This window comes from Actinomadura rayongensis, from assembly GCF_009831215.1.
GTDB classification, from domain to species: domain Bacteria; phylum Actinomycetota; class Actinomycetes; order Streptosporangiales; family Streptosporangiaceae; genus Spirillospora; species Spirillospora rayongensis.
Genome location: NZ_WUTW01000001.1, coordinates 851,342 through 873,976, shown reverse-complemented (window position 1 = coordinate 873,976; position 22,635 = coordinate 851,342). Strand labels below are relative to the sequence as shown.

The 22,635-nt window shown below is 72.9% G+C and carries 26 protein-coding genes and 2 pseudogenes; 13 read left to right on the top strand and 15 right to left on the bottom strand.

The window, feature by feature from the left end; translation table 11 throughout:
• Positions 1–161 precede the first annotated feature (161 nt).
• From GQ466_RS33065 to GQ466_RS30600, 8 genes and pseudogenes are all read right to left on the bottom strand, one after another.
• Positions 162–467 (bottom strand): annotated as a pseudogene (locus tag GQ466_RS33065) (PucR family transcriptional regulator); the annotation flags it as partial.
• 33 nt (positions 468–500) lie between these two features.
• Positions 501–878, bottom strand: a pseudogene (locus tag GQ466_RS33060) (PucR family transcriptional regulator ligand-binding domain-containing protein); the annotation flags it as partial.
• Positions 879–923: 45 nt separating this feature from the next.
• Entirely contained in the window at positions 924–1,241 is a 318-nt protein-coding gene (locus GQ466_RS04220) for an MGMT family protein (protein WP_237417592.1), read from the bottom strand.
• A 129-nt stretch (positions 1,242–1,370) separates the two neighbouring features.
• Positions 1,371–2,705 carry a S8 family serine peptidase gene (locus tag GQ466_RS04215; protein ID WP_237417591.1) on the bottom strand — a complete coding sequence of 445 codons (1,335 nt, stop codon included), beginning with the start codon at positions 2,703–2,705 and terminating at the stop codon, positions 1,371–1,373.
• A gap of 155 nt (positions 2,706–2,860) precedes the next feature.
• Complete coding sequence (locus GQ466_RS04210; protein ID WP_161101421.1) at positions 2,861–3,613, bottom strand: hypothetical protein; 753 nt, start codon at positions 3,611–3,613, stop codon at positions 2,861–2,863.
• A gap of 515 nt (positions 3,614–4,128) precedes the next feature.
• Positions 4,129–5,490 carry a S8 family serine peptidase gene (locus tag GQ466_RS04205; protein WP_202419963.1) on the bottom strand — a complete coding sequence of 454 codons (1,362 nt, stop codon included), beginning with the start codon at positions 5,488–5,490 and terminating at the stop codon, positions 4,129–4,131.
• A gap of 2 nt (positions 5,491–5,492) precedes the next feature.
• Positions 5,493–6,308 (bottom strand): hypothetical protein, encoded by an 816-nt coding sequence (locus tag GQ466_RS04200; RefSeq protein WP_161101420.1) that lies wholly within the window; start codon positions 6,306–6,308, stop codon positions 5,493–5,495.
• A gap of 34 nt (positions 6,309–6,342) precedes the next feature.
• On the bottom strand, positions 6,343–6,501 hold the full coding sequence (locus tag GQ466_RS30600; protein ID WP_202419962.1) for a hypothetical protein: 159 nt from the start codon (positions 6,499–6,501) through the stop codon (positions 6,343–6,345).
• 184 nt (positions 6,502–6,685) lie between these two features.
• On the opposite strand from GQ466_RS30600, the gene moeZ reads away from it, so the two are divergent.
• Positions 6,686–7,867 carry an adenylyltransferase/sulfurtransferase MoeZ gene (gene moeZ / locus GQ466_RS04195; protein ID WP_161101419.1) on the top strand — a complete coding sequence of 394 codons (1,182 nt, stop codon included), beginning with the start codon at positions 6,686–6,688 and terminating at the stop codon, positions 7,865–7,867.
• Positions 7,868–7,921: 54 nt separating this feature from the next.
• Here moeZ and GQ466_RS04190 read toward each other — a convergent pair whose 3' ends face one another.
• The 4 genes from GQ466_RS04190 to GQ466_RS04175 are packed head-to-tail and all read right to left on the bottom strand — an operon-like array spanning position 7,922 to position 10,313.
• Positions 7,922–8,590 (bottom strand): hypothetical protein, encoded by a 669-nt coding sequence (locus GQ466_RS04190; protein ID WP_161101418.1) that lies wholly within the window; start codon positions 8,588–8,590, stop codon positions 7,922–7,924.
• Entirely contained in the window at positions 8,587–9,006 is a 420-nt protein-coding gene (locus GQ466_RS04185; RefSeq protein WP_161101417.1) for a helix-turn-helix transcriptional regulator, read from the bottom strand. The genes GQ466_RS04190 and GQ466_RS04185 overlap by 4 nt, the downstream gene beginning before the upstream one ends.
• A 22-nt stretch (positions 9,007–9,028) precedes the next feature.
• Entirely contained in the window at positions 9,029–9,541 is a 513-nt protein-coding gene (locus GQ466_RS04180; RefSeq protein ID WP_161101416.1) for a GNAT family N-acetyltransferase, read from the bottom strand.
• A gap of 58 nt (positions 9,542–9,599) precedes the next feature.
• Entirely contained in the window at positions 9,600–10,313 is a 714-nt protein-coding gene (locus GQ466_RS04175; RefSeq protein ID WP_161101415.1) for a TetR/AcrR family transcriptional regulator, read from the bottom strand.
• 105 nt (positions 10,314–10,418) lie between these two features.
• Here GQ466_RS04175 and GQ466_RS04170 point away from each other — a divergent pair, with 105 nt between their 5' ends.
• Positions 10,419–12,575 (top strand): MMPL family transporter, encoded by a 2,157-nt coding sequence (locus tag GQ466_RS04170; RefSeq protein WP_202419960.1) that lies wholly within the window; start codon positions 10,419–10,421, stop codon positions 12,573–12,575.
• A 203-nt stretch (positions 12,576–12,778) separates the two neighbouring features.
• Positions 12,779–13,300, top strand: coding sequence for a superoxide dismutase family protein (locus GQ466_RS04165; protein ID WP_161101414.1), 522 nt, complete (start codon positions 12,779–12,781; stop codon positions 13,298–13,300).
• On the opposite strand, the gene ku is transcribed toward GQ466_RS04165, so the two are convergent.
• Positions 13,301–14,158, bottom strand: a complete 858-nt coding sequence (ku, locus tag GQ466_RS04160; protein ID WP_161101413.1) for a non-homologous end joining protein Ku — start codon at positions 14,156–14,158, stop codon at positions 13,301–13,303.
• A 114-nt stretch (positions 14,159–14,272) separates the two neighbouring features.
• Between ku and ligD (GQ466_RS04155) the strand changes: the two genes are divergently transcribed.
• The 6 genes from ligD (GQ466_RS04155) to GQ466_RS04130 all read left to right on the top strand — a co-directional run bounded on the left by ligD (GQ466_RS04155) (position 14,273) and on the right by GQ466_RS04130 (position 17,854).
• Positions 14,273–15,250: a non-homologous end-joining DNA ligase gene (gene ligD, locus GQ466_RS04155; protein WP_161101412.1), complete on the top strand. Its 978-nt coding sequence runs from the start codon at positions 14,273–14,275 to the stop codon at positions 15,248–15,250.
• A complete protein-coding gene (gene ligD, locus GQ466_RS04150) occupies positions 15,237–16,142 on the top strand; it encodes a non-homologous end-joining DNA ligase (RefSeq protein ID WP_161101411.1) in 906 nt (301 codons plus the stop codon). The genes ligD (GQ466_RS04155) and ligD (GQ466_RS04150) overlap by 14 nt, the downstream gene beginning before the upstream one ends.
• A 30-nt stretch (positions 16,143–16,172) precedes the next feature.
• Entirely contained in the window at positions 16,173–16,361 is a 189-nt protein-coding gene (locus tag GQ466_RS04145) for a hypothetical protein (RefSeq protein WP_161101410.1), read from the top strand.
• Between the two features lie 179 nt (positions 16,362–16,540).
• Positions 16,541–17,161, top strand: coding sequence for a TetR family transcriptional regulator (locus tag GQ466_RS04140; protein ID WP_161101409.1), 621 nt, complete (start codon positions 16,541–16,543; stop codon positions 17,159–17,161).
• Between the two features lie 104 nt (positions 17,162–17,265).
• Positions 17,266–17,496, top strand: coding sequence for a DUF3107 family protein (locus tag GQ466_RS32640; RefSeq protein WP_161101408.1), 231 nt, complete (start codon positions 17,266–17,268; stop codon positions 17,494–17,496).
• A gap of 97 nt (positions 17,497–17,593) precedes the next feature.
• A complete protein-coding gene (locus tag GQ466_RS04130) occupies positions 17,594–17,854 on the top strand; it encodes a GlsB/YeaQ/YmgE family stress response membrane protein (RefSeq protein ID WP_161101407.1) in 261 nt (86 codons plus the stop codon).
• 497 nt (positions 17,855–18,351) lie between these two features.
• On the opposite strand, the gene GQ466_RS32635 is transcribed toward GQ466_RS04130, so the two are convergent.
• A complete protein-coding gene (locus tag GQ466_RS32635) occupies positions 18,352–18,567 on the bottom strand; it encodes a hypothetical protein (RefSeq protein ID WP_337193310.1) in 216 nt (71 codons plus the stop codon).
• On the opposite strand from GQ466_RS32635, the gene GQ466_RS04125 reads away from it, so the two are divergent.
• Positions 18,466–20,094 (top strand): DEAD/DEAH box helicase, encoded by a 1,629-nt coding sequence (locus tag GQ466_RS04125; RefSeq protein WP_337193391.1) that lies wholly within the window; start codon positions 18,466–18,468, stop codon positions 20,092–20,094. The genes GQ466_RS32635 and GQ466_RS04125 overlap by 102 nt on opposite strands.
• Before the next feature lie 31 nt (positions 20,095–20,125).
• Here the strand turns inward: GQ466_RS04125 and GQ466_RS04120 are convergent, their stop codons facing one another.
• Positions 20,126–20,800, bottom strand: coding sequence for a glycerophosphodiester phosphodiesterase family protein (locus GQ466_RS04120; protein WP_161101406.1), 675 nt, complete (start codon positions 20,798–20,800; stop codon positions 20,126–20,128).
• Positions 20,801–20,869: 69 nt separating this feature from the next.
• Between GQ466_RS04120 and GQ466_RS04115 the strand changes: the two genes are divergently transcribed.
• The 3 genes from GQ466_RS04115 to GQ466_RS04105 all read left to right on the top strand — a co-directional run bounded on the left by GQ466_RS04115 (position 20,870) and on the right by GQ466_RS04105 (position 22,632).
• Positions 20,870–21,751, top strand: coding sequence for an alpha/beta fold hydrolase (locus GQ466_RS04115; protein ID WP_161101405.1), 882 nt, complete (start codon positions 20,870–20,872; stop codon positions 21,749–21,751).
• A 336-nt stretch (positions 21,752–22,087) separates the two neighbouring features.
• Positions 22,088–22,276, top strand: coding sequence for a hypothetical protein (locus GQ466_RS04110; protein ID WP_161101404.1), 189 nt, complete (start codon positions 22,088–22,090; stop codon positions 22,274–22,276).
• Positions 22,273–22,632 carry a YbaB/EbfC family nucleoid-associated protein gene (locus GQ466_RS04105; protein ID WP_161101403.1) on the top strand — a complete coding sequence of 120 codons (360 nt, stop codon included), beginning with the start codon at positions 22,273–22,275 and terminating at the stop codon, positions 22,630–22,632. Before GQ466_RS04110 ends, GQ466_RS04105 begins: the two co-directional genes overlap by 4 nt.
• The last annotated feature ends 3 nt before the right edge of the window (positions 22,633–22,635 follow it).

Below are 22,635 nucleotides of genomic sequence, written 5' to 3'. Positions count from 1 at the left end.
GACGCGGCGCGGCGCCTGGGAGAAGGTGCGGCAGTCGGCCTTGCGCAGAGCGCCTCTTGGACCAGGTGCGTGGGGCGTGCCGCGTCGGGGGCGTGCGGAACGTGGCTCGCGCGGCGGGTGCGGTCGGCTGCCGGGCGGGCGTGAGGTGGGTGGGCGTCGGGTCAGGCGCGTAGGGCCAGGAGGAGGTCCACCCGGTCGTCCAGGGACGAGAGGTCGCGGCCGGTGAGTTCTTCGATGCGGCGGATCCGGTAGCGCAGGGTGTTGACGTGCAGGTTCAGGCGGCGGGCGCAGGCCGTCCAGGAGCCGGAGCAGGCGAGGAACTGCGCGAGGGTGCCGAGCAGGTCGCTGCGGTAGCGCCGGTCGTAGGCGGTGATCGCGCCGAGGACCTGCTGGCGGAAGCCGCGGCGGGCCTCGGCGGGGAGGCGTGCGAGCAGCGCCTCGTGGGACGCGGGGAGCGTCGCGCCCGCCGCGGACGTCTCGGCGTCCAGGCGCCGGACGACGATCGCCATCACCCGTGACAGCGTCGTCTGCGCCGGGACGGCCACGAGCGGGACCCCGTACCGCTCGCACGCCTCCACCAAGTCGTCGGGGACGGGCGCGGCGGCCTCGCCCGCGCCGAGCGCCGCGATCCCGCGCGCCGCGAGCGACGCGACGAACGGCACCGAGTCGTACGGCCCGCGTCGCCACATGAGCCCGGTGAGGACGAGTTCGCCGCCGTCCAGGTAACGGCTCGGATCGGGCAGGTCCGTGACGAACACCTGACGCACCGGACGGTCGAGGGCGGTCGCGCAGGCGAGCGGCCGGAGCGCCAGGTCGTCGTCCTGGAGCAGGTCAGCGGTCTTCACGGGAGGAACGTACGAAACATTTGTTCGGGCCATGTGCCCGGACGGTTACGGGTGGGAAACATGGGGTGCTTTGTCCTTTCATGTGCCGTCCCAGCGGGCCCGGCGCATGTCCACGCGCCGCCCGTCGGGACGCAGCGGCGTGCCCTCGACGCGGTACTCCTCCAACGCGCGGATCTCATGCCCCGACGGCGGGGACCCGTCGGCGCGCAGCACCCGCCACCAGGGGACACCGCCGCCGAACAGAGACATGACCCGTCCGACCTGCCGCGGCCCGCCGGTCCCGATCATCTCGGCGACGTCGCCGTACGCCATGACCTTGCCGGGCGGGATGCGCTCCACGGTGTCCAGCACGGCCTCGGCGTAGTCATCGGGGTCCATGCCGAGATTGTCGCTCATCCCCCGCCTCCCGACTCAAGCCCAACTCCACCCTGTGGAAAACCCACCCCCGCGCGGGACGTTGCTCCCGACGGCCTCACGCCAGCCACGTTCGGCTCACAGCGCGATCAGGCGGACACCAAAACAACCTCAGTCGTCGAACAGAGACGTCTCACGACGCCGCCGAAGCAAGATCGGGATCGCCGCGAACATGCCGAGCGCGGCCAGCGCGGCGGTCACGATCGTCGCAACGATCACGCCGGTGCTCCGGTGGACGACCTTCACAGGATCCGACGATCCAGCAGCAAAGTGCCTCCCGGCGGGAAGCCCGAAGCCGGTCCCGTGGTGGCCGACCAACGCGTCGGAAGCGATCAGGGCGGCATAGGCGTCCGCTCGCCCGAACCCGACACCGGTGTCATAGCCGCGCTTCGGCCGGTGCTGCGTCCCGGTCGTGATCGCCTGCTCGACCAGCGCGGGCGCCATGCGCGGATGACGAGCCCGGATCAGGGCCGCCACGCCGGACACGAACGCGGTAGCAGGGCTGGTGCCGTCACCGACCCAGTACTGCCCGCCCGGCCCCGCCCCGATGATCCGGACGCCGGGCGCGGAGACGACGACGGCCGAGTTGCGGTTGGAGAATCCGGCGTGCTGTCCGTTCGCGTCCACGGCCGCCACCGAGATGACCCCGGGGAAGGACGCCGGATAAGTGAACTTCGTAGCCGCCTTCGCCGAACACCCCGACCGCTCCATCCCCTCAACCCCACCCAACCGCGCCGATCTAGCCAGCGGCTGTGCCGTGCTGTGCGGCTGGACGGCGTTCGGTGCGCATGCGGGGCGGGACGGGCCGGGTGTGCGCGTGTCCTCGCCGTTGTTGCCTGCTGCGGCGACCACGACCGTTCCGTGGGCGAGCGCGTAGGCGACGGCCTCCCGTTCGGCGCGGGTCGGGTAGGAGCGGCCGAGCGACAGGTTCAGGACGTCCGCGCCGTGGTCCACCGCATACCGAATGCCGGCGGCGATCGTGCCCGCGAAGCGCGGTTCGCGGGTGAACGCGGTGAAGCCCGGCTCGTCGCGCTCCAGGATCACGCGGACGGACAGCAGCCGGGCCTCGGGAGCCACACCCGTGACGCCGTCCGCATTCCCCAGGCCGTGACCGTGCCCGGCGATGATCGAGGCCATGTTCGTCCCGTGGACGCGGCGCGGCTGCGTGCCCGGCGGATTCGCGCCCTCGGTGTAGTCGGGGCCCTGGGTGACAGAGCCGACGAGGTCGGCCTGCGCGCCGTCCACGCCGGAGTCGAGGACGGCGACCGTGACCCCCGCGCCCCGCGTCAGCCGCCAGGCGCGCGGGACCCCGAGCGCGTCGAGGACGGGCGCCATCGCGTTGCGCACCTGATCGGCGCGCACCGGGCCCGCGACGCAGGCGACGAGCAGCACGACCACCGCGACGGCGCACCCGACCCCGCGCGCGGCCCGCCTCCAACCCCTCATTTCTATCGGCCGACAGAAAGAAATCTCACCAATCGGACGGCCAAAGGGCGCCATTTCAATCAGTCGACCGATAGAAAGCGGCTGCGGCGGGCAGCCGGTAGGTGGAGTAGCTATCGGCCGACCGATAGAAACACCGGACGAGCGGCGGCGCGGCGTCAGCATGAGAACTGCCCGTTGTCGCAGGTCAACGGAACGGGCTTGGCCAGCGGCGTGAGGATCGCCGACGCGAGGCGGCGCGTCAGCGAAGTCAGGTCGGGCTGGGGGTGCGCGCGGCGCGGGCGGCCGTCGGCGTAACCGGCCGTCGCCGCGACGACGTAGGGGCCGTCGTGGCCGAAGGCGGCGGTCTGCCGCGCCTTGTCCGTGAAGCGTTCGGCCAGTGAGCCGGGGAACGTCAGCGTCCGGAGGCCCAGGGCCGCGCCGCGCGGCGTCAGGCGCTCGGCGGCGTGGCGTGCTCGCGGCGCGTCCGGCAGCACGACCACGCCGACCGTCACCGCCAGGCCCTGCGACTGGTCCAGATAGGTCGCGCGCAGGACGGCCCGGCAGCGCAGCGCGTCCAGCGCTCTGGCCACCGCCGCGTCCACGGCGGAGGCGCAGCGGGTGTCCGGTGCGATGCCGAGGCGGCGCGCCGTCGCCCGCGCGCCGTCCAGCGTGTACGGAAGCGACGCGGGAAAGATCCGCCCGGCGGGCCACGTCCGGTACCGCGCGGCGATCTCCGCCGACCGTGCCGCGACGGCCTCGGCCCGCGTCGGCGACCGAGTCAGCTCGGCCGTCAGCCGCGCCACCGACAGCGCGAGCGCGACCGCGCACCCGACCGCGACGGCCACGACGAGCGCGGTCGGCGTCCGGCGCACGACCCGCCCGGACGGCGGCGGCTCCACATCGGGAGCGGAGATCTCGGCTCGCGACACGAGCGGAGCGTAACGGACCTCATACCGGAGGGGAATCGCCCGGCGGCAGCGAATTCACCAGGTCCGGCCGCAGGCACCCGCCGCGTCCGGCGATCGCGCACCCGCAACGCCCGGCAGAGACGCCTCAGCCGCCCCGCACTGCGCGCGACCCGACCGGCGGCGACGAACCCGCCCGGTCCGGCCGCAGCCATCCCGCCGTCTACGGCGATCGCGGACCTGCGGCCGGCGGAGGCGGCTCGACCGCGCCGCGCTGTGGGCGGACCGTTGCGTCAGGCAGCGAGGCGGTCATCTCCGGTGCACGAACCCGTCGCCTCCCGTGGCCGCGAATCTGACGGGGCCGACCGGGAACGTCCGTCGGGCGCGGGCCATCCACACCCGCCGGAGGCGGCTCAGGCGCGTCTGGGGGCGGGGAGCTTGCCGCGTTCGGGGGCCGTGGGTCGGGGTGCCTGCCAATGAGGCGGGGCGTTCGGGTACGGAGGGCATGCCCGGGTCGGGGAGACGGCGTGTTCTGGTTGCTAGTCGGGCGGGGTCAGGGGTGGGGCGTCGGCAGGCTCTGGGGGCGGGCCGGGCGTTTCCGGTGGAGGCGGATTTGCCGGGGCTCTTGGGGGGTTCGGTGGTGGGCTTGTCGGGCCCTGTTGGGGCTGGAAAGTCGTCGGTGGGGGGCCAGACATGGCGAACTGGGGAGCCATGGTGGGCGCGGTCGGGCGGGGGTGGCGGCGGAGCAGGGTCAGGGCTATCAGGACGCCGGCCGCCGCGCCGCCCACTCCGCCGACGATCACGAGGACCATGACCGGCTTCATCCAGGCGGGACGGTCGATGATCGCCACCGGGCCGGACGTGCCGCCGAAACGCTCGGCTGCTCGTTTGCCCGTCTGGGGTGGTGAGCCGGCCAGGCGGGCTGCGGCGGCCAGGGCTCGGGCGGCGCCGACCTCGCCGTAGCCGACGTCGGGGCTGTAGCGTCCGCCGCCTTGTGCGCTCTGGACGAGGGCCTGTGCGACCAGGGCGGGGGCCAGGCCTCGGTGTTCTGACCGGATCAGGGCCGCTATGCCGGAGACGACGGCGCTCGCGTCGCTGGTGCCCGCGCTGACGAAGTAAGCCTTGCCCGGGCCCGCAATCGTCAGGCCCTCGCCGGGGGCGGCGACGAGCGCGGAGTAGTTGCGGTTGGAGAACTCGGCGCGCGTCCGGCCGTCGGTCGTCGCCGCGACCGCGATCACGCCGGGGTAGGACGCCGGGTAGGAGTAGGGGGCGAAGCCGTCCTGGTCGAGGCCGCCCAGCTTGTCGCCATCGTTGCCCACCGCCGACACGACCACGACGCCCTTGCTGATCGCGTAGGCGATCGCGGCGCGTTCGGCGGGGGCCTCGCCGGTCCGGCCGAGCGAGAGGTTGATCACGTCCGCGCCGTGGTCGGCGGCGTAGCGGACGCCCTGCGCGACCGAGTTCCGCGACGCCTCCGTCGACCGGTAGCGCGCGTAGCCGGCGTCCTCCGGCTCGGCGAGGACGCGGATCGCGAGAATCTTGGCCTGCGGCGCCAGCCCGATCACGCCCGACCCGTTCCCCGGTCCGTGCCCGTGGCCCGCGATGAGCGACGCCATGCCGGTGCCGTGGAGGCGTTTGGGCTTCGTCCCCCGGTCGGCGTCCTTGATCATGTCGGGGCCGGTGACGACGGATCCTGCCAGGTCGGCCTGCAGCGGATCGACGCCGCTGTCGACGACGGCCACCGTGACCCCGGCGCCGCGCGTCGTCCGCCACGCCTTCTCCGCCTCGATGAGCTGCAGGAACCCGTACTGCCGCTCGCGGATCCCGTCGGCGGACGCGGGAGCCGACGGGAGCAGGGCGAAGGCGGCGGCGAGGAGGGCCGCGCCGCGGACGAGTCGCATCGTCAGCACCGCCAATCGGCGCCGCCGCACGACGGCAGCGGACGGGCCGCCAGCGTCCGCCCGATCTGCGCCGCGAGCTGCGGCGCGACGCCGAACGGGTCACCGGGCAGCGGTTTCGTGATCGCGCTCGCGGGACGTCCGTCGAACAGGCCGGAAGCGGTCAGCAGCAGGTACGGCCCCGCGCGCGTCGAGGTCCGGTTCATGCGGGACGCGTCGGTGAACGGCGCCGACGCGGTCCCCGGGAAGGCCGCCGCGCGCACCGAAGGGCCGAGCCGCCCGTCCCCGGACGACGCCTTCTGCAGCTCGCGGAACGCCCGGTCCGCCCCGAACGGATCGGGGAACGCGACCACGGCGACGGTCGTCACGACCCCGCCCAGCGCGTCCGCGTAGGTGGCGCGCAGCGCGGCGCGGCAGCCGTTGGCGGTCAGCAGCGGGACGATCTGCGCGTCGACGGCGTCCGGGCAGCCGGTGTCGGGCAGGATCCCGAGCCGCCGCGCGGTCTCGCCGGGCCCGCCGCCGGGCTGGTAGGGCAGCGTGCCGGGGAAGATCCGGCCGACGGGCCAGGCGGACCAGCGGCGGGCCACGTCCCGGTTCGCGGCGCGTTCCAGCTCCGCCGCCGTCGGGTCGCGGTGCAGCGTCACCCAGCCCGCGACCGCGGCGATCCCGGCGGTCAGCAGCAGGCAGGACGCCGCCGCGATCGCCGCGACCGCCCACTGGCGGGCGGTCAGGCCGAGCCGGGTCGGCGGGGGCGTCCAGGGCGCGTCGGGGGGACGGGCCGGAAGCCGGGGGGAAGGGGGCAGGAACGCCACAACAGTCAAGATTAGCGATTGTTCCCGCCATCGCGCCCTTTCCTCAGCGCCGGGACCGCAGTCCCCGCCGGATCATGGCGGCCTCCGCGTGGATGCGTGCCTCGGTGGCGAGCAGATCGGTCTCGGCCTTGTCGGTGCGCATCCGCGCCCTGGTCTCGCGCAGGCTGGGCGTGTGCTTCGTACGGCGCTTACGGAACAGCATGACGGGCTCCTCTCGTCGGACGCCTCGTCCCCGTTCCGGGACGGTCCATGCCCGTCCGGGCGTTGACATGCGCGTTCACAGGCGCAGGGCAGGCTTCGGGAATGCGCGAGCCGCATGGCAAGGTTGTGCGATGACAGGACGATGCCGTCCGCCCCCTTCGAGCGTCAGCACAGGAGCAGTCACCGTGTCGTTGCCACCTCTGGTCGAGCCCGCAGCGGAGCTCACCCGCGACGAGGTCAACCGTTACTCGCGACATCTGATCATTCCGGACGTCGGGATGTCCGGGCAGAAGCGCCTGAAGAACGCCCGGGTCCTGTGCGTCGGCGCCGGCGGCCTCGGCTCCCCCGCGCTCATGTACCTGGCGGCGGCGGGCGTCGGGACGCTCGGGATCATCGACTTCGACGTCGTGGACGAGTCCAACCTCCAGCGGCAGATCATCCACCGGCAGTCCACGCTCGGGCTGCCCAAGGCCGAGTCGGCCGCCGCGACCGTCCGCGACATCAACCCGCTCATCGACGTGGTCGTCCACAACACGGCGCTGGACCGGGACAACGTCCTGGAGATCTTCTCCGGCTACGACCTCATCGTGGACGGCACCGACAACTTCGCCACCCGCTACATGGTGAACGACGCGGCCGTCCTGCTCGGCAAGCCGTACGTGTGGGGCTCGATCTACCGGTTCGACGGCCAGGCGTCGGTGTTCTGGGCCGAGCACGGCCCCTGCTACCGCTGCCTCTACCCCGAGCCGCCGCCGCCCGGCATGGTCCCGTCGTGCGCCGAGGGGGGCGTGCTCGGCGTGCTGTGCGCGTCCATCGGGTCGGTGCAGGTCAACGAGGCGATCAAGCTGCTCACCGGCATCGGCGAGCCGCTCGTCGGACGGCTGCTCATCTACGACGCCCTGGAGATGAACTACCGCTCGGTGAAGGTCCGCAAGGACCCCGAGTGCCCGCTGTGCGGCAAGAACCCGACGCAGACCGAACTGCTGGAGGACTACGACGCCTTCTGCGGCGCGGTGTCGGACGAGGCCGCCGAGGCCGCGAAGGACTCCACGATCTCCGTCCACGACCTCAAGGCGCTGCAGGACCGCGGCGAGGACATCTTCCTCGTGGACGTCCGGGAGCCCAACGAGTACGAGATCGTCTCCATCCCCGGGGCGACGCTCATCCCGAAGGGCGACTTCCTCAACGGGTCCGCGCTGGAGCGGCTGCCGCAGGACAAGAAGATCGTCCTGCACTGCAAGTCCGGCGTCCGGTCGGCGGAGGCGCTCGCGGTCGTGAAGAGCGCGGGCTTCTCCGACGCCGTCCACGTCGGCGGCGGCATCGTGGCCTGGGTCAACCAGATCGACCCGAGCCTCCCCAGCTACTGACACTCCCCGACGGCGCCCCTCCGCTCCCGCGAGCGAAGGGGCGCCGTCCCCTTTTCACCGGTCGCCGACGCGGCGGACGGCGCGCGAGAGCCGCCACGTGCCCGCGAGGCCCAGCCCGCTCAGCGTCACGCCGACCGCCAGCCCGCCGGACGGGTCGTCGTTGAGCGAGAGAAGGCAGTACGTCAGGACGCCGCTGGAACCCGCGGTCGCGGCCATGACGCCGCCGGCGCGCACGCGCGCCCGGACGGCCGCGCGGCGGCCGAGCCGAGCACCGCGCGACCCGGCGCGGGACGCGCGGGCCGCCGCCCTGGACGCACGCGACACGACGCGGGACGCACGAGCCGCAGCGCGGAACGCGTAGGACGCACGAGACGCGACGCGGGACGCGCGGGTGCCCGCGCGGGAGGCGCGAGACGCGGCGCGTGATGCGCGAGATGCGGCGCGGGATGCGTGCGAGGTGGCGTGGCGGGTGGCGCGGGTGGTGAGGGTCGCGACGGCGGCGAGGGTGAAGGCGAGCGCGGTGGCGAGCTTGAGCAGGCGCGTCGGACGGTCCGCAAGGACGGCCTGCAGTTCTTCGGCGCGGACGGCGGCCCATTCGGCGTCGCGGTAGCGCGCGTGGGCCGACCAGACGACGAGGCGCCGTGCGAGCCAGGGCGCCAGCTCGCTGCACTCCCCCGCCGCGAGGCCCGTCGCGACGGCGCAGACGAACTCGGTCGCGTTCACGTCGTGTCCCCGGCGGGGCGCGGACGGAGCAGGCGGAACAATGTTCCGGATGCCGGGCGCGGGCGGAAGAGGCGGCGGAACGTCGTTCCGGGTGCGGGACGGGACGGGCGGGGCGTCCGGTCGAGGGCGGCGGGACGGCGTTCGGCGAGCAGGGTCCGCGCGGCGGCGAGGCCGTCGGGGTTCAGGCGGTAGAAGCGGCGGCGCGGGCGGGACGGGTCCGGCGCCGCGTCCTCCCAGCGCGCCGCGACCCAGCCGGCGTCCTCCAGCCGGTCCAGCACGCGGTAGACGGTCGGTCCGGCCCGCCGCGTCGTCTTCATGAGATCCCAGCCGTGGACCTCGCCGCCCTGCCGGTGCACCTCGACCAGGACTTCCAGCACGTCCAGGAGAGGCCCGGTGACCCGCTGCACTCCGCTCACATCCTTAATGTACCTAGCTACATCAAGGCGGGTCCAGGTCGAGGCGCCACTCGCACACCCGCATCGAAGGGACGCGCGGATACAGGAAGTCCGTCTCGCCGAGCAGCGTGAACCCCGCCTTGCGGCACACCGCGTTCGACGCCGGATGGTCCACCGACGGGAACGCGTACAGGAAGCGGCGCCCGGCCACGTCCCGGAGCCGCGCGACGAGGGCGCGAGCCGCCGCCGTCGCGACGCCGCGCCCCTGGAACCCGGGCAGGACGGTCCAGCCCGTCTCGTACACGGCCTCGTCGCGCCAGGTGCGCTCCCAGTAGCCGATCGTCCCGATCCGCTCGCCGTCGACCTCGACCACGAACATCTCCACGACGCCCGGCTCGGTGTACGACAGGTAGCGCTGATGGCGGCCGAAGACCTCCCACTCGGTCTCCGGGCCGCCCAGATGGTCCGTCATCTCCGGCGCGTTCAGCCGCCGCAGCAGCTCGAAATCGGCGTCGTGCCAGCGGTCGAGCCGCACCGTCTCCAGGCCGTCCCCCATGCGGCCGACGCTAGCCGACGCCGGCCGCGCCCGGCCCGGGGAACCGCCGCGACACGGCTCAGCGCGAGCGCGGCGTATACGGGATGTGCAGGATCTCGGCGAGGTCCCGCAACGTCAGCTCGAAAAGCGGTTCGGCGTCGTCCAGGGCGAAATCGAGATGCCCGAAGACCTCCATGCTGATCACGCCCTCCAGCCGCACCCAGCAGTTCAGGAAGATCTGCAGGACGGCGAGCGGAAGGTCGATGCCGACCGTTTCCCGGTAGCGCGTGAGCTGGGCGCGCAACGACGGGTCCAGCTCGTCGTCGGACGCCACCGGGAACGGGTGCTTCTCCCAGAGGTGCAGGAAAAGCTGCATGAACGTCATGGCGAACTGACGGCCGCACTCGTCGGCGAAGTCGATCGGCCCCTCGTCGTCCAGCGCGGGCGGCGGGGCGCCGAACAGCAGGGCGAACTCGCGCGGATGGGCCAGGCACCATTCCCGGAAGACGCGGCCGACCGTGAGGAACTTGGGGCCGATCTCCCGGTTCGGGAGGGCGTTCATCCCCTTTTCCAGCTCGTCGGTGATCTCGCGGAACAGTTCCGCGACGAGATGGCGCAGCAGTTCACCGTGACTGCCGAAATAGCGGTAGAGACCGGGCGCGGTCATGCCCATCTCGCGGGCGATCGCCCGCAGCGTGACCCCGGCGACGCCGTCCTCGACGAGGATCCGCCGCGCCGTGCGGGTGATCTCGTCCACGGTCGCGGCGCGCTGCCGTTCCCGCCGGCTCTCCATCGCGCCCTCCTCCACCGCTTGACGCCCCACCGGAGCCATGCGATGTTAACACCGTTCACGAGTTAACACCGTTTACTGGAGCTAAGCAGTTTCACGGAGGGGCCCATGCTGGAACGCTGGGGACGACTACTGCACCGAAGGCGCAGGCCAGCACTCGTCCTGTCGGTGATCGCGCTGGTCATCGCCGCCGTCTGGGGCACCGGCGTGTTCGGCGCGCTCAGCTCGGCCGGCGGGTTCACCACGCCGGGCAGCGAGAGCGCCGCCGCGGTCGACGCCGCCGAGAAAGCGCTCGGCCGCGACACGACGGACGTCGTGGTGATCTACCGGGCGCCGCAAGGAAAGAACATCGACGACCCGTCCGTCCGCGCCGCCGTCGACCGGCAGCTCGGCGCGCTGCCCGAAGACAAGGTCGCGAGCGCCGCCACCTACTGGTCCACCCGCTCGCCCGCGCTGGTCAGCCACGACCGGACGGCCACCTACGCCGCCCTGCGCCTCGCGGGCGCCACCGACCAGGCCCGCTCGGACGCCTACGAGGCCCTGAAGCCGCGCCTGGAGCACGCCGACGGCCTGACGGTGCGGCTCGGCGGCCCCGTCGCGACCGAGGCGGCCGTCAACGACCGCGTCAGCGCCGACCTCGGCCGCGCCGAGAGCCTGTCCCTGCCGATCCTGCTGATCCTGCTGGTGGTGATCTTCGGCGGGCTGGTCGCGGCGAGCCTGCCGCTCGTCATCGGCGGCGTGGCGATCCTCGGCTCGTTCACCGCGCTGCACGTGCTCACCGCCGTCACCGACGTGTCGATCTTCGCGGTGAACATCACGACGTTCCTCGGCCTCGGCCTCGCGATCGACTACGGCCTGTTCATCGTGTCCCGGTTCCGGGAGGAACTGGACGGCCCGGACGGCGTCGAAGGCGCCCTCGGCCGCACGATGGCCACCGCGGGGCGGACGGTCCTCGTCTCCGGCGTCACGGTCGCGGTGTCGCTGGCCGGGCTGACGCTGTTCCCCCAGATGTTCCTGCGGTCGATGGGCTTCGGCGGCGTCGCGACCGTCCTCGTGTGCGCGGCGGCGGCGCTGACCGTCCTGCCGGTCCTGCTGGCCCTGCTCGGACGCCGCGTCGACGCCCTGTCGTTCCGCCGCCGCAAGCCCGCGCCGAAGCCCGAGGAGCAGGGCTTCTGGTACTGGCTCGGACGCGGCGTCATGCGGCGTCCCGTCCTCGCGCTCGCCGGGATCGTGGTCGTCCTGCTGGCGCTCGGCTCGCCGCTGCTGCGCATCTCGTGGAGCGGCAACGACGCCCGCGTCCTGCCGGCCGGCGCCGAGACGCGCGTGGCCGCCGACGCGCTGCAACACGACTTTCCGGGCGGCGCGACCACCCCGATCCGCGTGATCGTCACCGGGATGCAGCGGCCCGGCGACGTCACCGGGTTCGCCGGGACGCTCGCCCGGATCCCGGGGGTCGCCGGGGCCGACGTCGCCCGCGTCCGCGGGGGCGCCGCGGAGATCGACGTCCGGTACCCCGGCGACCCCAACTCCGGAACGGCCCGGCGGGTCGTCGCCGACGTCCGGGCCGCCGCGCCGCCCCCCGGGGCGCGGGTCCTGGTCGGCGGCGAGACGGCCGAGCTGACGGACAGCCTGAGCGCGCTCGGTTCGCGGCTGCCCTGGCTCGGGCTGACGGTCGGGCTCGCGACGTTCGTCCTGCTGTTCCTCGCGTTCGGTTCGGTCGTGCTGCCGTTGAAGGCCATCGTGATGACCGCGCTGTCGCTGTCGGCGACGTTCGGGATCGTCGTGCAGATCTTCCAGGAGGGGACGCTCTCGGACGTCCTCGGCTTCACCGCGACCGGGATGCTCAACCCCGCGATGCCGATTCTGATGGTGGCGATGCTGTTCGGTCTCACGATGGACTATGAGGTGTTCCTGCTGTCCCGCGTCCGCGAACGGTACGACGCCACCGGGGACGTGACGGCGTCCGTCGCATCGGGCCTGCAACGAACCGGGCAGATCATCACCGGGGCCGCCGCGCTGTTCATCGTGGTGATGGGCGCGTTCTCCACGTCCGGGGTGTCGTTCATCAAGATGACCGGCGTCGGCATGGTCGTCGCGATCGCGCTGGACGCCACCCTGGTGCGGATGCTGCTCGTCCCTGCGGCGATGCGGCTGCTCGGCCGGGTCAACTGGTGGTCGCCCGGCCCGCTCGCCCGGCTCTACCACCGCTACGGCATCCGCGAGGAGGCCGCGCCGCCCCCGGCGCTCGAACCGGCCGGAACGTGACCGGGAAATCACGGAAAGTGCTTGTGATCACAGGTCCGGCCCCCGGAGGATGGGGACATCTCAGCGCTTTCCCCGGAAGGCGCGTCCCCTGATCCCCGTGGCGGCGCGGTGCGGAGGGCATCCGCGCCGTCACGGTCAGGGGCGGGTTCACCGTCCCGTCGCCGCCCGGTCGCACGCGCGAGACGGGCGGCATGAATAATCCGGTGACCATGGTCAACCTTTTCGTCAAGGCCGCGTCCGTCGCCGCGCTGGCCCTGCCCCTGTGCCCCGCCGCCGCGTCGGCCGCCGAGCACGGCGCGACGACCGTCCACGGCCCGTCCTACGTCTACGACACCGCCTACTCCGCCGCCCGGACGACCGTCTCCGTCCGGTCGCTGCACGGCTGGACGATCGTGGCGCTCAAGGTCGCCGGCCTCCCCGCCGCGGCGGCCGGGAAGACGTTCGGCGCCCACGTCCACGTCAACCCGTGCGGAGCGGATCCGGCCGCCGCCGGCGAGCACTACCACTCCCCCGACGCGCCCGCCGGGGTGCCGCACCGGTTCGCCGAGATCTGGCTGGACGTCACGGTCGGGCGCGGCGGCACCGGACGGTCCGTCGCGGCCGTCCCCTGGACGATCAAGCCGGGCGCGGCGGGATCCGTGGTCGTCCACGCCAAGCCGACCGATCCGGACACCGGGGACGCGGGCGCGCGGCTCCTCTGCACGACCGTCCCGTTCGGTTCCTGATCACGCGGTCTTGCGGCCCCGCGGCTTGGCCTTCGCCTTCTTCTCGGGCGCGGCCTCCTTGCGCGGGGCCGGCTTCTTCTCCGCCCGGCTCTTCTTGGCCGCCTCGACGCTGGCGCGCAAAGCGCCGAGCAGGTCCGCGGCCGGGGCCTCCTCCTCGGGCGCGGCGGGACGCGTCACCTCGCGTCCCTCGACCTTGGCGTCGATGACGGCCTGGAGCGCCTCGCGGTAGGCGTCCTTGTACTCCGACGGGTCGAAGTCGCCCTGCATCGACTCGATGAGCGAGGACGCCATCGTCAGCTCCTGCTTGCGGACCTCGATCTCCTCGTTCATGAACGGGAAGGACGGCGCGCGGACCTCGTCCGGCCACAGCATCGTCTCCAGCACGAACACGTTGTCGCGGACGCGCAGCGTGGCCAGCGACTCGCGCTGCCGCAGCGCCACCTTGACGATCGCGACCTGCCCGCTGCCCGCCAGCGCGTCGCGCAGCAGGACGTAGGGCTTGGCCCCCTGCTGGTCGGGCTCCAGGTAGTACGACTTGGCGAAGTAGATCGGGTCGACCTCGGCCGCCTCGACGAACTGCAGGACGTCGATGCGCCGGCTCGTGGACAGCGGCAGCTCGGCGAAGTCCTCGTCCGTGAGCACGACCATCTCGCCGCCGGGCAGCTCGAAGCCCTTGGCGATGTCGCCGTAGGAGACCTCCTCGCCGTCGAGCGTGCAGACCCGCTTGTAGCGGATGCGTCCCCCGTCGGTGCGGTGCACCTGGTGGAAGGAGACGTCGCGCTGCTCGGTGGCCGAGTACAGCTTCACCGGGATCGTGACCAGCCCGAACGAGATGGCGCCCTTCCAGATACTGCGCATGTCGGACCCTTACCCGCAGGACAGTTCTCACTAGCGTCATGGATAGATTCGTTTTGGCGTTCCGGCACCCTTCCGGCCTTTTTCCCGGAACCCCGGTCCGGGTAGGGAGCCGGTATGAGCTTGCCGTGGCCGCTCCCGCCGATGACGGCCGTCACCGGGGACCTGCCCGCCGACGGCGCGCGCTGGGCCCTGGAGCTGAAGTGGGACGGCGTGCGCGTCCTCGCGCGCACGTCGGGCGGCGCCGTCCACGCCGCCGGACGGCGCGGGACCGAGGTCACCGGCCGCTACCCCGAGCTGTCCGGCCTCGCCGACCTGCTCGCCGGGCGCGACGCCGTGCTGGACGGCGAGGTCGTCGCGTTCGAGGACGGCCGGCCGAGCTTCGGGCGCCTCCAGCACCGGATGCACGTCGAGCGTCCGCCGGCGCGGCTCGTCCGGGACGTGCCCGTCCGCTATGTCGTCTTCGACCTGCTGTCCCTGGACGGCAAGGCGCTCCTGGACCGGCCCTACACCGAGCGCCGCGCGCAGCTCGCCGACCTGGACCTCGCCGCCAGCGGCCCGGTGGAGGTCCCGCCCTACCTGGACGGCTCCGACACCGGCCAGGTCAAGGAACTGCTGGACTTCACGCTCGAACAGCGGCTTGAGGGCCTGCTCGCCAAGCGCCTCGACTCGCCGTACCGGCCGGGCCGCCGCGTCCCGGACTGGCGGAAGGTCAAGAACTTCCACACCCGCGAGGCCGTCGTCTGCGGCTGGAAGCCCGGCAAGGGCCGCCGCGAGGGCGGGGTCGGCTCGCTGCTGCTCGGCGAGTACGACGCCGCCGGGCGCCTGGTGTTCCTCGGCCACGTCGGCACGGGGTTCACCGACCGCGTCCTGGACGACCTCGGCGCCCTGCTCGCCCCGCTCGCCCGCGCCGACAGCCCGTTCGCCGAGCCGCTGCCGCGCGAGCTGACCCGCGACGCCCGCTGGGTCGAGCCGCGCCTGGTCGGGGACGTGGCGTACGGCGCGCTCACCGGGGAAGGACGGCTGCGGTTCCCGACGTGGCGCGGCCTGCGCGACGACAAGGACCCGCGGGAGGTGACCCATGAGCAGTCGTGACCGGACGGGCGTGACCGTCGAGGGACGGGATCTCACGCTCTCCAACCTGGACAAGCCGCTGTTCCCCGATTTCACCAAGGGCGAGGTGATCGACTATTACGTCCGGGCGGCGCCGGTGCTGCTGCCGCACGTCCGGGCGCGCGCGGCGACGCGGATCCGCTACCCCGACGGCGTGGACGGCCAGAGGTTCTTCGAGAAGAACGCGCCGTCCCACACGCCCGACTGGGTGCGGACGGTGACGATCGCGACGCCGGGCAGCTCGCGCGGCCGGGAATCGGTCGACTACGTCGTCGTGGACGACCTCCCGACGCTGGTCTGGTGCGCCAACCTCGCGGCCCTGGAACTGCACATTCCGCAGTGGCGCGTCGGCCCGCGCGGCGCCCGCCGCGACCCCGACCTCATGGTGTTCGACCTGGACCCCGGCCCGCCCGCCGGCCTGGTCGACGCCTGCCGCGTGGCGCTGCTGCTGCGCGACCTGCTCGCCGCGGACGGCCTGGAACCGCTGGCCAAGACGAGCGGCAAGAAGGGAATGCACCTCTACGTGCCCGTCAAGGAGACCGGCCGGACGTCCGAGTACGCCAAACGCGCCGCCCAGCGCCTGGAGGGCGAGCACCCGGACCTGGTCGTCAGCAAAATGGAGAAGAAGCTGCGGACCGGCAAGGTCTTCGTGGACTGGAGCCAGAACAACCCGGCGAAGACGACGGTCGCGCCCTACTCGCTGCGGGCGGCGGCGCACCCGTCGGTGTCGACGCCCGTGACGTGGGCCGAGGTGGAGGCGTGCGCGGACCCGTCCGACCTGGCCTTCACGCCGGACGAGGTCCTGGCCCGCGTCGAGAAGGACGGCGACCTGCTGGCGCCGCTGCTGGACGAGCACACCACCGCGCTCCCCTGAGCACGGGGAACCCATCGAGAGGGGAAGCCGATGAGCGAGAACAGCGGGATCGGGCCGGACGACGAGACGCCCGAGGCGGACGCCGCCGAGCAGCGGGCCGCGCTCCGGCCGGACGAGGAGCCCACCGTCTGGCCCGGGAACGTTCCGGACGAAGCGAACGAAGCGGACGTATCTGAACAGGGTCACGAGATCCCCGACGACGAAGACGACTACCGCTGACCGGCGACACGCCCGTTCTGCGGCCATCTCCTGCGGTTTCAGCCCCGGGAGCGATCGCACCCTGACACCATGACCTGGGCGTCGCTTGATGACCATGAGGTTACTGACGCGTAGGATAAGGACACAGTTTCCGCGACGGGCGCCCCTCCCGTCGCACTACCCGGTGATCGGAGTGTGAGGTGGCCGCTACCCCGGACGCCCGCCCCCGTGGCACGAGGCTGCCGCGGCTGGCACGTCGCAGGCAGTTGCTCGGCGCGGCGCAGGAGGTGTTCGTCGCCCAGGGCTACCACGCCGCGGCGATGGACGAGATCGCCGAGCGGGCCGGGGTCAGCAAGCCGGTGCTCTACCAGCACTTCCCGGGCAAGCTGGAGCTGTACCTGGCGCTGCTGGACGAGCACGCCGAGTCGCTGGTGAAGACCGTCCGCGACGCGCTCGGGTCCACCACCGACAACAAGCTGCGCGTGCAGGCGAGCATGCAGGCGTTCTACGACTTCGTGGCGGGCGAGGGCGAGGCGTACCGGCTCGTGTTCGAGTCGGACCTGCGCAACGTCGCCCCGGTCCGCGCCCGCGTCGACCGCGCCAACCAGCAGTGCGCCGAGATGATCGCCCAGGTGATCGTCGAGGACACCGGCTGCCCCGAGGACGAGGCGCACCTGCTCGGCATGGGCCTGGTCGGGATGGCCGAGGTCAGCGCGCGGTACTGGCTGGGCCAGCACCGTCCGATCCCCAAGGAGACCGCCGAGTCGATCATCGCGCGGCTCGCCTGGCGCGGCATCTCGGGCTTCCCGCGCACCTCCTAGGTTTCACTGCGGGCGAAGCGGCCGGGGCGCGAACCGGCCGCTCCGCGTGCCACGATCGAGACCGGGACGCCCGTCCGGGGCGGCACAGGCGAGAGGGGGCGGCCGTGCAGGTGCGCATCGGCGTCCAGTACGTGGCGCGGGAACTCGTGGTCGACACGGCGCAGAGCGCGGCGGAGGTCGAACGGGCCCTCGCCGACGCGCTGGCGGTGGAGAACGGCGTTCTCGTCCTGGCCGACCGCAAGGGCGGAAAGGTCGTCGTACCCGCCCGGCGGCTGGGCTATCTGGAGTTCGGCGAGGACGAGGACCGCCGCGTCGGTTTCGGCGGCTCCATCTGATCGCGACGTTTGAACTCCGCTGAGCGGGCACACCGTCACCTGACCGAACGGTCGCGCCGCCCCACGGCACGACCTGGAACGGAAGGGTGATCGACTCATGGTCCTGACGGTTCTCTGGTTCATTCTGGTGGGTGCCGTCATCGGTGCCCTGGCCCGTCTGATCGTGCCGGGCCGCAACCCCATCGGCATCCTGCTGACGATCCTCATCGGCATCGTCGGCGCGGTCCTCGGCGGCGTGGTCGCGCACGCGCTCGGCGCCGGATCGGTGATCGCGTTCGTGTTCTCGGTGGTGATCGCGGCGCTCGGGGTCGCGGGCATGACGTCCGCGCGCGGCGGCCGGTGGGGCCGTTCGTACTAGACCCCCTGCCAGGCCCGAGGCCCCCGTCGTCCCCCGCGACGGGGGCCTCGCCATGTCGCGGGACGGGCCCCACGACGGCCGTCCCCGGACATGACGCGAAATCGGGTGGCCGAAAGTGGCCAGAACCTCGATGAAACGGTAAAATCGCTTGTCAGATCGGGCCTGGTGCCCGGGCATGGAATACGGCGAAGGCGGGAACCGTTAGCACCAGTGATCGGCCATTGGTGTACTCAAACCGAGGTCGGTACACTGCGTCGCGGAGTGTGACCGCACGCAGCCACAGCGAGTGACTGCTTTCAACCCCTGACTGCGGTCGCCCAAGGAATGATCGACGGCTGGTCCCTCCCGCATGAGCGCGCGGACACGGGACGCGGACGGCGGCCCGGAACCCGACCGGCGCCGCGACCCGTCCGCCCCCGTGGCGGACCCCTTCGGCCCGCCGCCCCGGCGCGGCCGGGGTACCACCGCGGCGCCGCGCACGGAGCGAGGACCCCGCACTATGGAGGCTGAAAGCCCTGACTACCTTTCGTGAACTCGGGGTCCGACCCGAGATAGCAGACGCCCTGGAGATCGAGGGCATCGTCAACGCGTTCCCGATCCAGGAGCTGGCGCTGCCGATCGCCCTCGGCGGGCACGACATCATCGGACAGGCCCGCACCGGCACCGGCAAGACCCTCGCCTTCGGCGTGGCCCTGCTCCAGCGGATCACCCACGGCGGCAAGCGGCCCCAGGCCCTCGTCGTCGCCCCGACCCGCGAGCTGGCCAGCCAGGTCACCGACGACCTCGTCGTCGCCGGCGGCAAGATCGGCACCCGCGTCCTCGCCGTCTACGGCGGACGCGCCTACGAGCCGCAGGTCGAGGCGCTGCGCGCGGGCGTCGACGTCGTCGTCGGCACTCCCGGCCGCCTGCTCGACCTCGTCAAGCAGAAGCACCTGGACCTGTCGGAGATCGGCGTCCTCGTCCTGGACGAGGCCGACCGCATGCTCGACCTCGGGTTCCTGCCCGACATCGAGCGGATCATCGACCGCATCCCCGCCCAGCGGCAGACGATGCTGTTCTCGGCGACGATGCCGGGCGAGATCGTGTCGCTGTCGCGGCGGTACCTGACCCGTCCGACGAACGTCCGCGCCGAGTCGCACAGCGAGTCCGACGCGACGCCGCAGGTCGTGCAGCACGTGTGGCAGGCCCACCAGATGGACAAGCCCGAGATGCTCGCGCGCATCCTCCAGGCGGACGGCCGTGGTCTCACCATGGTCTTCTGCCAGACCAAGCGCGCGTGCGACCGGGTCGCCGGCGACCTCGCCCAGCGCGGGTTCGACGCGGCGGCCGTCCACGGCGACCTCGGGCAGAGCCAGCGCGAGCGGGCGCTGCGCGCGTTCCGCAACGGCAAGATCGACGTGCTGGTCGCGACGGACGTCGCCGCCCGCGGGCTCGACGTGGACGACGTCACGCACGTCGTCAACTACGAGTGCCCCGACAGCGCCGACACCTACGTCCACCGCATCGGCCGCACCGGCCGCGCGGGCAAGGAGGGCGTGGCGGTCACGCTGGTCGACTGGTCCGACCTGCCGCGGTGGAAGCTGATCAACGGGACGCTCGGGCTGCCGTTCGCGACGCCCGAGGAGACCTACTCCACGTCCGAGCACTTCTACGCGACGCTCGGCATTCCGTCCGGTACGACCGGAACGCTCCCGAAGGAGCAGCGCGGCGAGCGCGCCGGGCTGGACGCCGAGGAGCTGGAGGACATCGGCGAGACCGGGCGCAACCGCAGCCAGGCCCCGCGGGAGCGGGAGCGCGAGCGCGAGCCCGAGCGTCCGGCCAAGCCGCGGCGCAAGCGGAGCCGCACCCGGACGCGCGCGGGCCAGCCCGTCGCCGAGGGCGCGGCCGACACGGCGACGGAAACGGCGACCGGTGGTGCGACCGACACGGCCGCGCCCGCCGAGGCCGCCGCCCCGGCCGCCGCTCCGGCGGAGGCGCCCAAGCGCGCCCGGCCCGCCCGCAAGCGGACCCGGGCCGCCAAGCCCGCCGCCGACCAGCCCGCCGACAAGGCCGTCGACAAGGCCGTCGCGCAGGCCGCCGAGCCCGCGCAGCCCGCCGCACCGGCCGCCAAGGCCGCGCCGCAGGCCGCGCAGCCGACCGAGGCGTCCGGTGACACCGTGGTCACCGAGCGCACCCGCACCCGGACGCGCCGCCGCACCCGCGCCGGCAAGTCCGCCGACCACGACCCGTACAACTCGTGAGCCCCGGCCCCGCCGTCGTGCGGGGCACGGCTCAGCGCAGCGCCAGCGCGGTCCTCGGGCGGTCCGTGACGAGGACCGCCACCCGGGGATCGCGCAGGAAGCGCCGGATCAGGCGCTCGGCGTTGACCGTCCACAGCATCACCGGATAGCCCGCCCGCGCGCACTGGCGCAGCACGCCGACGCGCGCGAGGCGGTGGTTCAGCGCCACCATGTCGGCGCCGGACGCGCGGATCGCCCGCAGCGGCGCCAGATCGCCCGCCGCGCCCCGCTCCAGCATCCCGCGGCCCACCGACAGCGCCGTGGACGCGTCCGGGAACTCCTTCTTCACGCACCGCAGGACGTCCGCGTCCCGGGTCGTGACGACGAACCGTCCCGGGCCGAAGATCTCCATCGCGAGCCCGACCGTCTCGTGCTCGACGCCCGGCTCCTTGAGGTCGAGATGGCCGCGCGCACCCCGCGCGATGATCTCCATCGCGGCGCCGACGGCGGGCACCGGACGGGCCGTGATCTCCTCGATGCGCGCCCGGCTCAGCCGCCGCAGCGGCAGCCCGCCCACCTCGGGATCGTGGTGGACGACGAGGCTCCCGTCCCCCGCCCGGCGGACGTCGATCTCGACGTACTCGGCGCCGGACGCGACGGCCTCGTGCAGCCCGGTCACGCCGGCGCTGTCCCGGCGGTGCGCGGAGATCTCCGGTAGCGGCCCCACGGACCGGACGTTACCACCGAAGCCTTGTGACCGGTGTTCTCGCCGCCGCGTTTAGTATGGTGGCGCTCTGTGAGCACGCCCCCGTTCCTGACCCTGCCCCCCGGCGTCCGCCGGACGTCCGTCCAGACCTCGCGCGGCACGTTCGCCGCGCTGGAGGCCCTGCCGGGGTCGGGCGTCGTCGAACGCGGCCCGGCCCTGCTCGTGCCCGGGTTCACCGGCAGCAAAGAGGACTTCATCGCCGTCCTGCAGACGCTCGCGGCGTCCGGCCGGCGCGTCCTCGCGATCGACCAGCGCGGCCAGCACGAGAGCCCCGGATCGCCCGACGACCCGTCGGTGTACGCGCGGCCGGAGCTGGGCGCGGACGTCGCCGCGATCGCCGAGACGCTCGGCCCCGAACCCGTCCACCTCGTCGGGCACTCGTTCGGCGGGCTGATCGTGCGGGAGGCGGTCCTCGCGGACGCCGTCCTGCCCGCGTCGCTGACGCTGATGAGCTCGGGCCCCGCGGGGCTCGTCGGCCCGTCCGCCCGCCGCGCGGCGGCGCTGCGGGACGCGATCCCCGAACTCGGCATGGAGCAGATCTGGACGCTGGCGATCGAACCCGAGGCGGTGGAGCGCGGCGTCCCGGCCGACATCATCGCCTTCCTGCGCAAGCGGACCCTCTCAAACTGCCCGACCGGCCTGCGAGCGATGGCCGACGGCCTGATCACCGCCCCCGACCGCGTGGAGGAGCTGGCCAAGCGCTCCCGCGACGACGGTTTCGGCGTCCTCGTCCTGTACGGCGAGGACGACGACGTCTGGCACCCGCGCACCCAGGCCGAGATGGCCGAACAGCTCGACGCGACCCGCGTCGTGATCCCGAGCGCCGCCCACTCCCCCGCCGTCGACGCCCCCGAGACCACCGCCGCCGCCCTGACCACCTTCTGGAACACCGCCGAACGCCGCCTCCGCTAATTGAAAAGATGTTCTTGACCTGACGTCGGAGAGTGCACTTCTGCAGCACTCCGGAGGCGGTGAGCAGCCTGTGGACGCGAACCCGGAACCTCTCAAACGGCTGCTCAACAGCGGTGTCGCCCATGCGCCGACGACTCCGGAAGAGATCCGGCAACGACTTTCCGCCGCAGCGAAACGGGATACACGCCCGCAAAAACCCCATTTCCCCACGCCACGTCCAGAGTCTGAACCAGAGACGGCATCACCCGGCCGCCCGACGTCCGTTCCGCAGGGATCGAGGAGCGGCTCGCCGCCGAGCGGATCACGGTCGACGCGCTCGCGGGGAACCTGCGCGTCGTGGTGACCGGCCGGGGCGAACCGGTTTCCCTCCAGGTGGGACGCGACGCGCTTCGCGGACCCGAGGCGGGCGGGCTGGGCCTCCGCATCGCCGAACTGATCACCACCGCGCGGCATGAAGCCGACCTCCGCCGCGAAGCGATCGAGGCGGACGCCCCGGCCCGCCCGACCGGAAAGAGCGAGCCGTGACCGCCCCCACCGATGCGGACCACTGGCGAAAGCGCAACGACGCCCTGCGCGCCGAACTGGTCTCCGCGATGCGGCGCACGGAACATCTCGTGGCCGCGAGCGACGACCTCCTGGCCGCGCACGAGCGGTTCAACGAAGAATTCCGGAGCCGCTCCTTCACCGCCGAGATCGCGCCGGGGCTGGGGTCGGTCACCGTGACGGGCGACGGCGCGCTCACCATCGACCTGGACCATGTCACGGCTGCGACCTCCGACGTCCCCCGCCTCGGCGAACGGATCCTGGCCGCCCTCGCCGCGGCCGAACGGGAGATGACCGAGGCGGCGGCGAGCGAACGCAAGCGCCTGAACAGGGGTTGAGCA

Excerpts from the sequence above, each read along its gene's own strand:
- GQ466_RS04220 (WP_237417592.1), bottom strand. The coding sequence starts at position 1,241 with ATGAGCGACAATCTCGGCATGGACCCCGATGACTACGCCGAGGCCGTG.
- GQ466_RS04215 (WP_237417591.1), bottom strand. The coding sequence starts at position 2,705 with ATGAGGGGTTGGAGGCGGGCCGCGCGCGGGGTCGGGTGCGCCGTCGCG.
- GQ466_RS04205 (WP_202419963.1), bottom strand. The coding sequence starts at position 5,490 with ATGCGACTCGTCCGCGGCGCGGCCCTCCTCGCCGCCGCCTTCGCCCTG.
- GQ466_RS30600 (WP_202419962.1), bottom strand. The coding sequence starts at position 6,501 with ATGCTGTTCCGTAAGCGCCGTACGAAGCACACGCCCAGCCTGCGCGAG.
- GQ466_RS04180 (WP_161101416.1), bottom strand. The coding sequence starts at position 9,541 with ATGGGGGACGGCCTGGAGACGGTGCGGCTCGACCGCTGGCACGACGCC.
- GQ466_RS04175 (WP_161101415.1), bottom strand. The coding sequence starts at position 10,313 with ATGGAGAGCCGGCGGGAACGGCAGCGCGCCGCGACCGTGGACGAGATC.
- GQ466_RS04170 (WP_202419960.1), top strand. The coding sequence starts at position 10,419 with ATGCTGGAACGCTGGGGACGACTACTGCACCGAAGGCGCAGGCCAGCA.
- ku (WP_161101413.1), bottom strand. The coding sequence starts at position 14,158 with ATGCGCAGTATCTGGAAGGGCGCCATCTCGTTCGGGCTGGTCACGATC.
- ligD (WP_161101412.1), top strand. The coding sequence starts at position 14,273 with ATGAGCTTGCCGTGGCCGCTCCCGCCGATGACGGCCGTCACCGGGGAC.
- ligD (WP_161101411.1), top strand. The coding sequence starts at position 15,237 with ATGAGCAGTCGTGACCGGACGGGCGTGACCGTCGAGGGACGGGATCTC.
- GQ466_RS04145 (WP_161101410.1), top strand. The coding sequence starts at position 16,173 with ATGAGCGAGAACAGCGGGATCGGGCCGGACGACGAGACGCCCGAGGCG.
- GQ466_RS04130 (WP_161101407.1), top strand. The coding sequence starts at position 17,594 with ATGGTCCTGACGGTTCTCTGGTTCATTCTGGTGGGTGCCGTCATCGGT.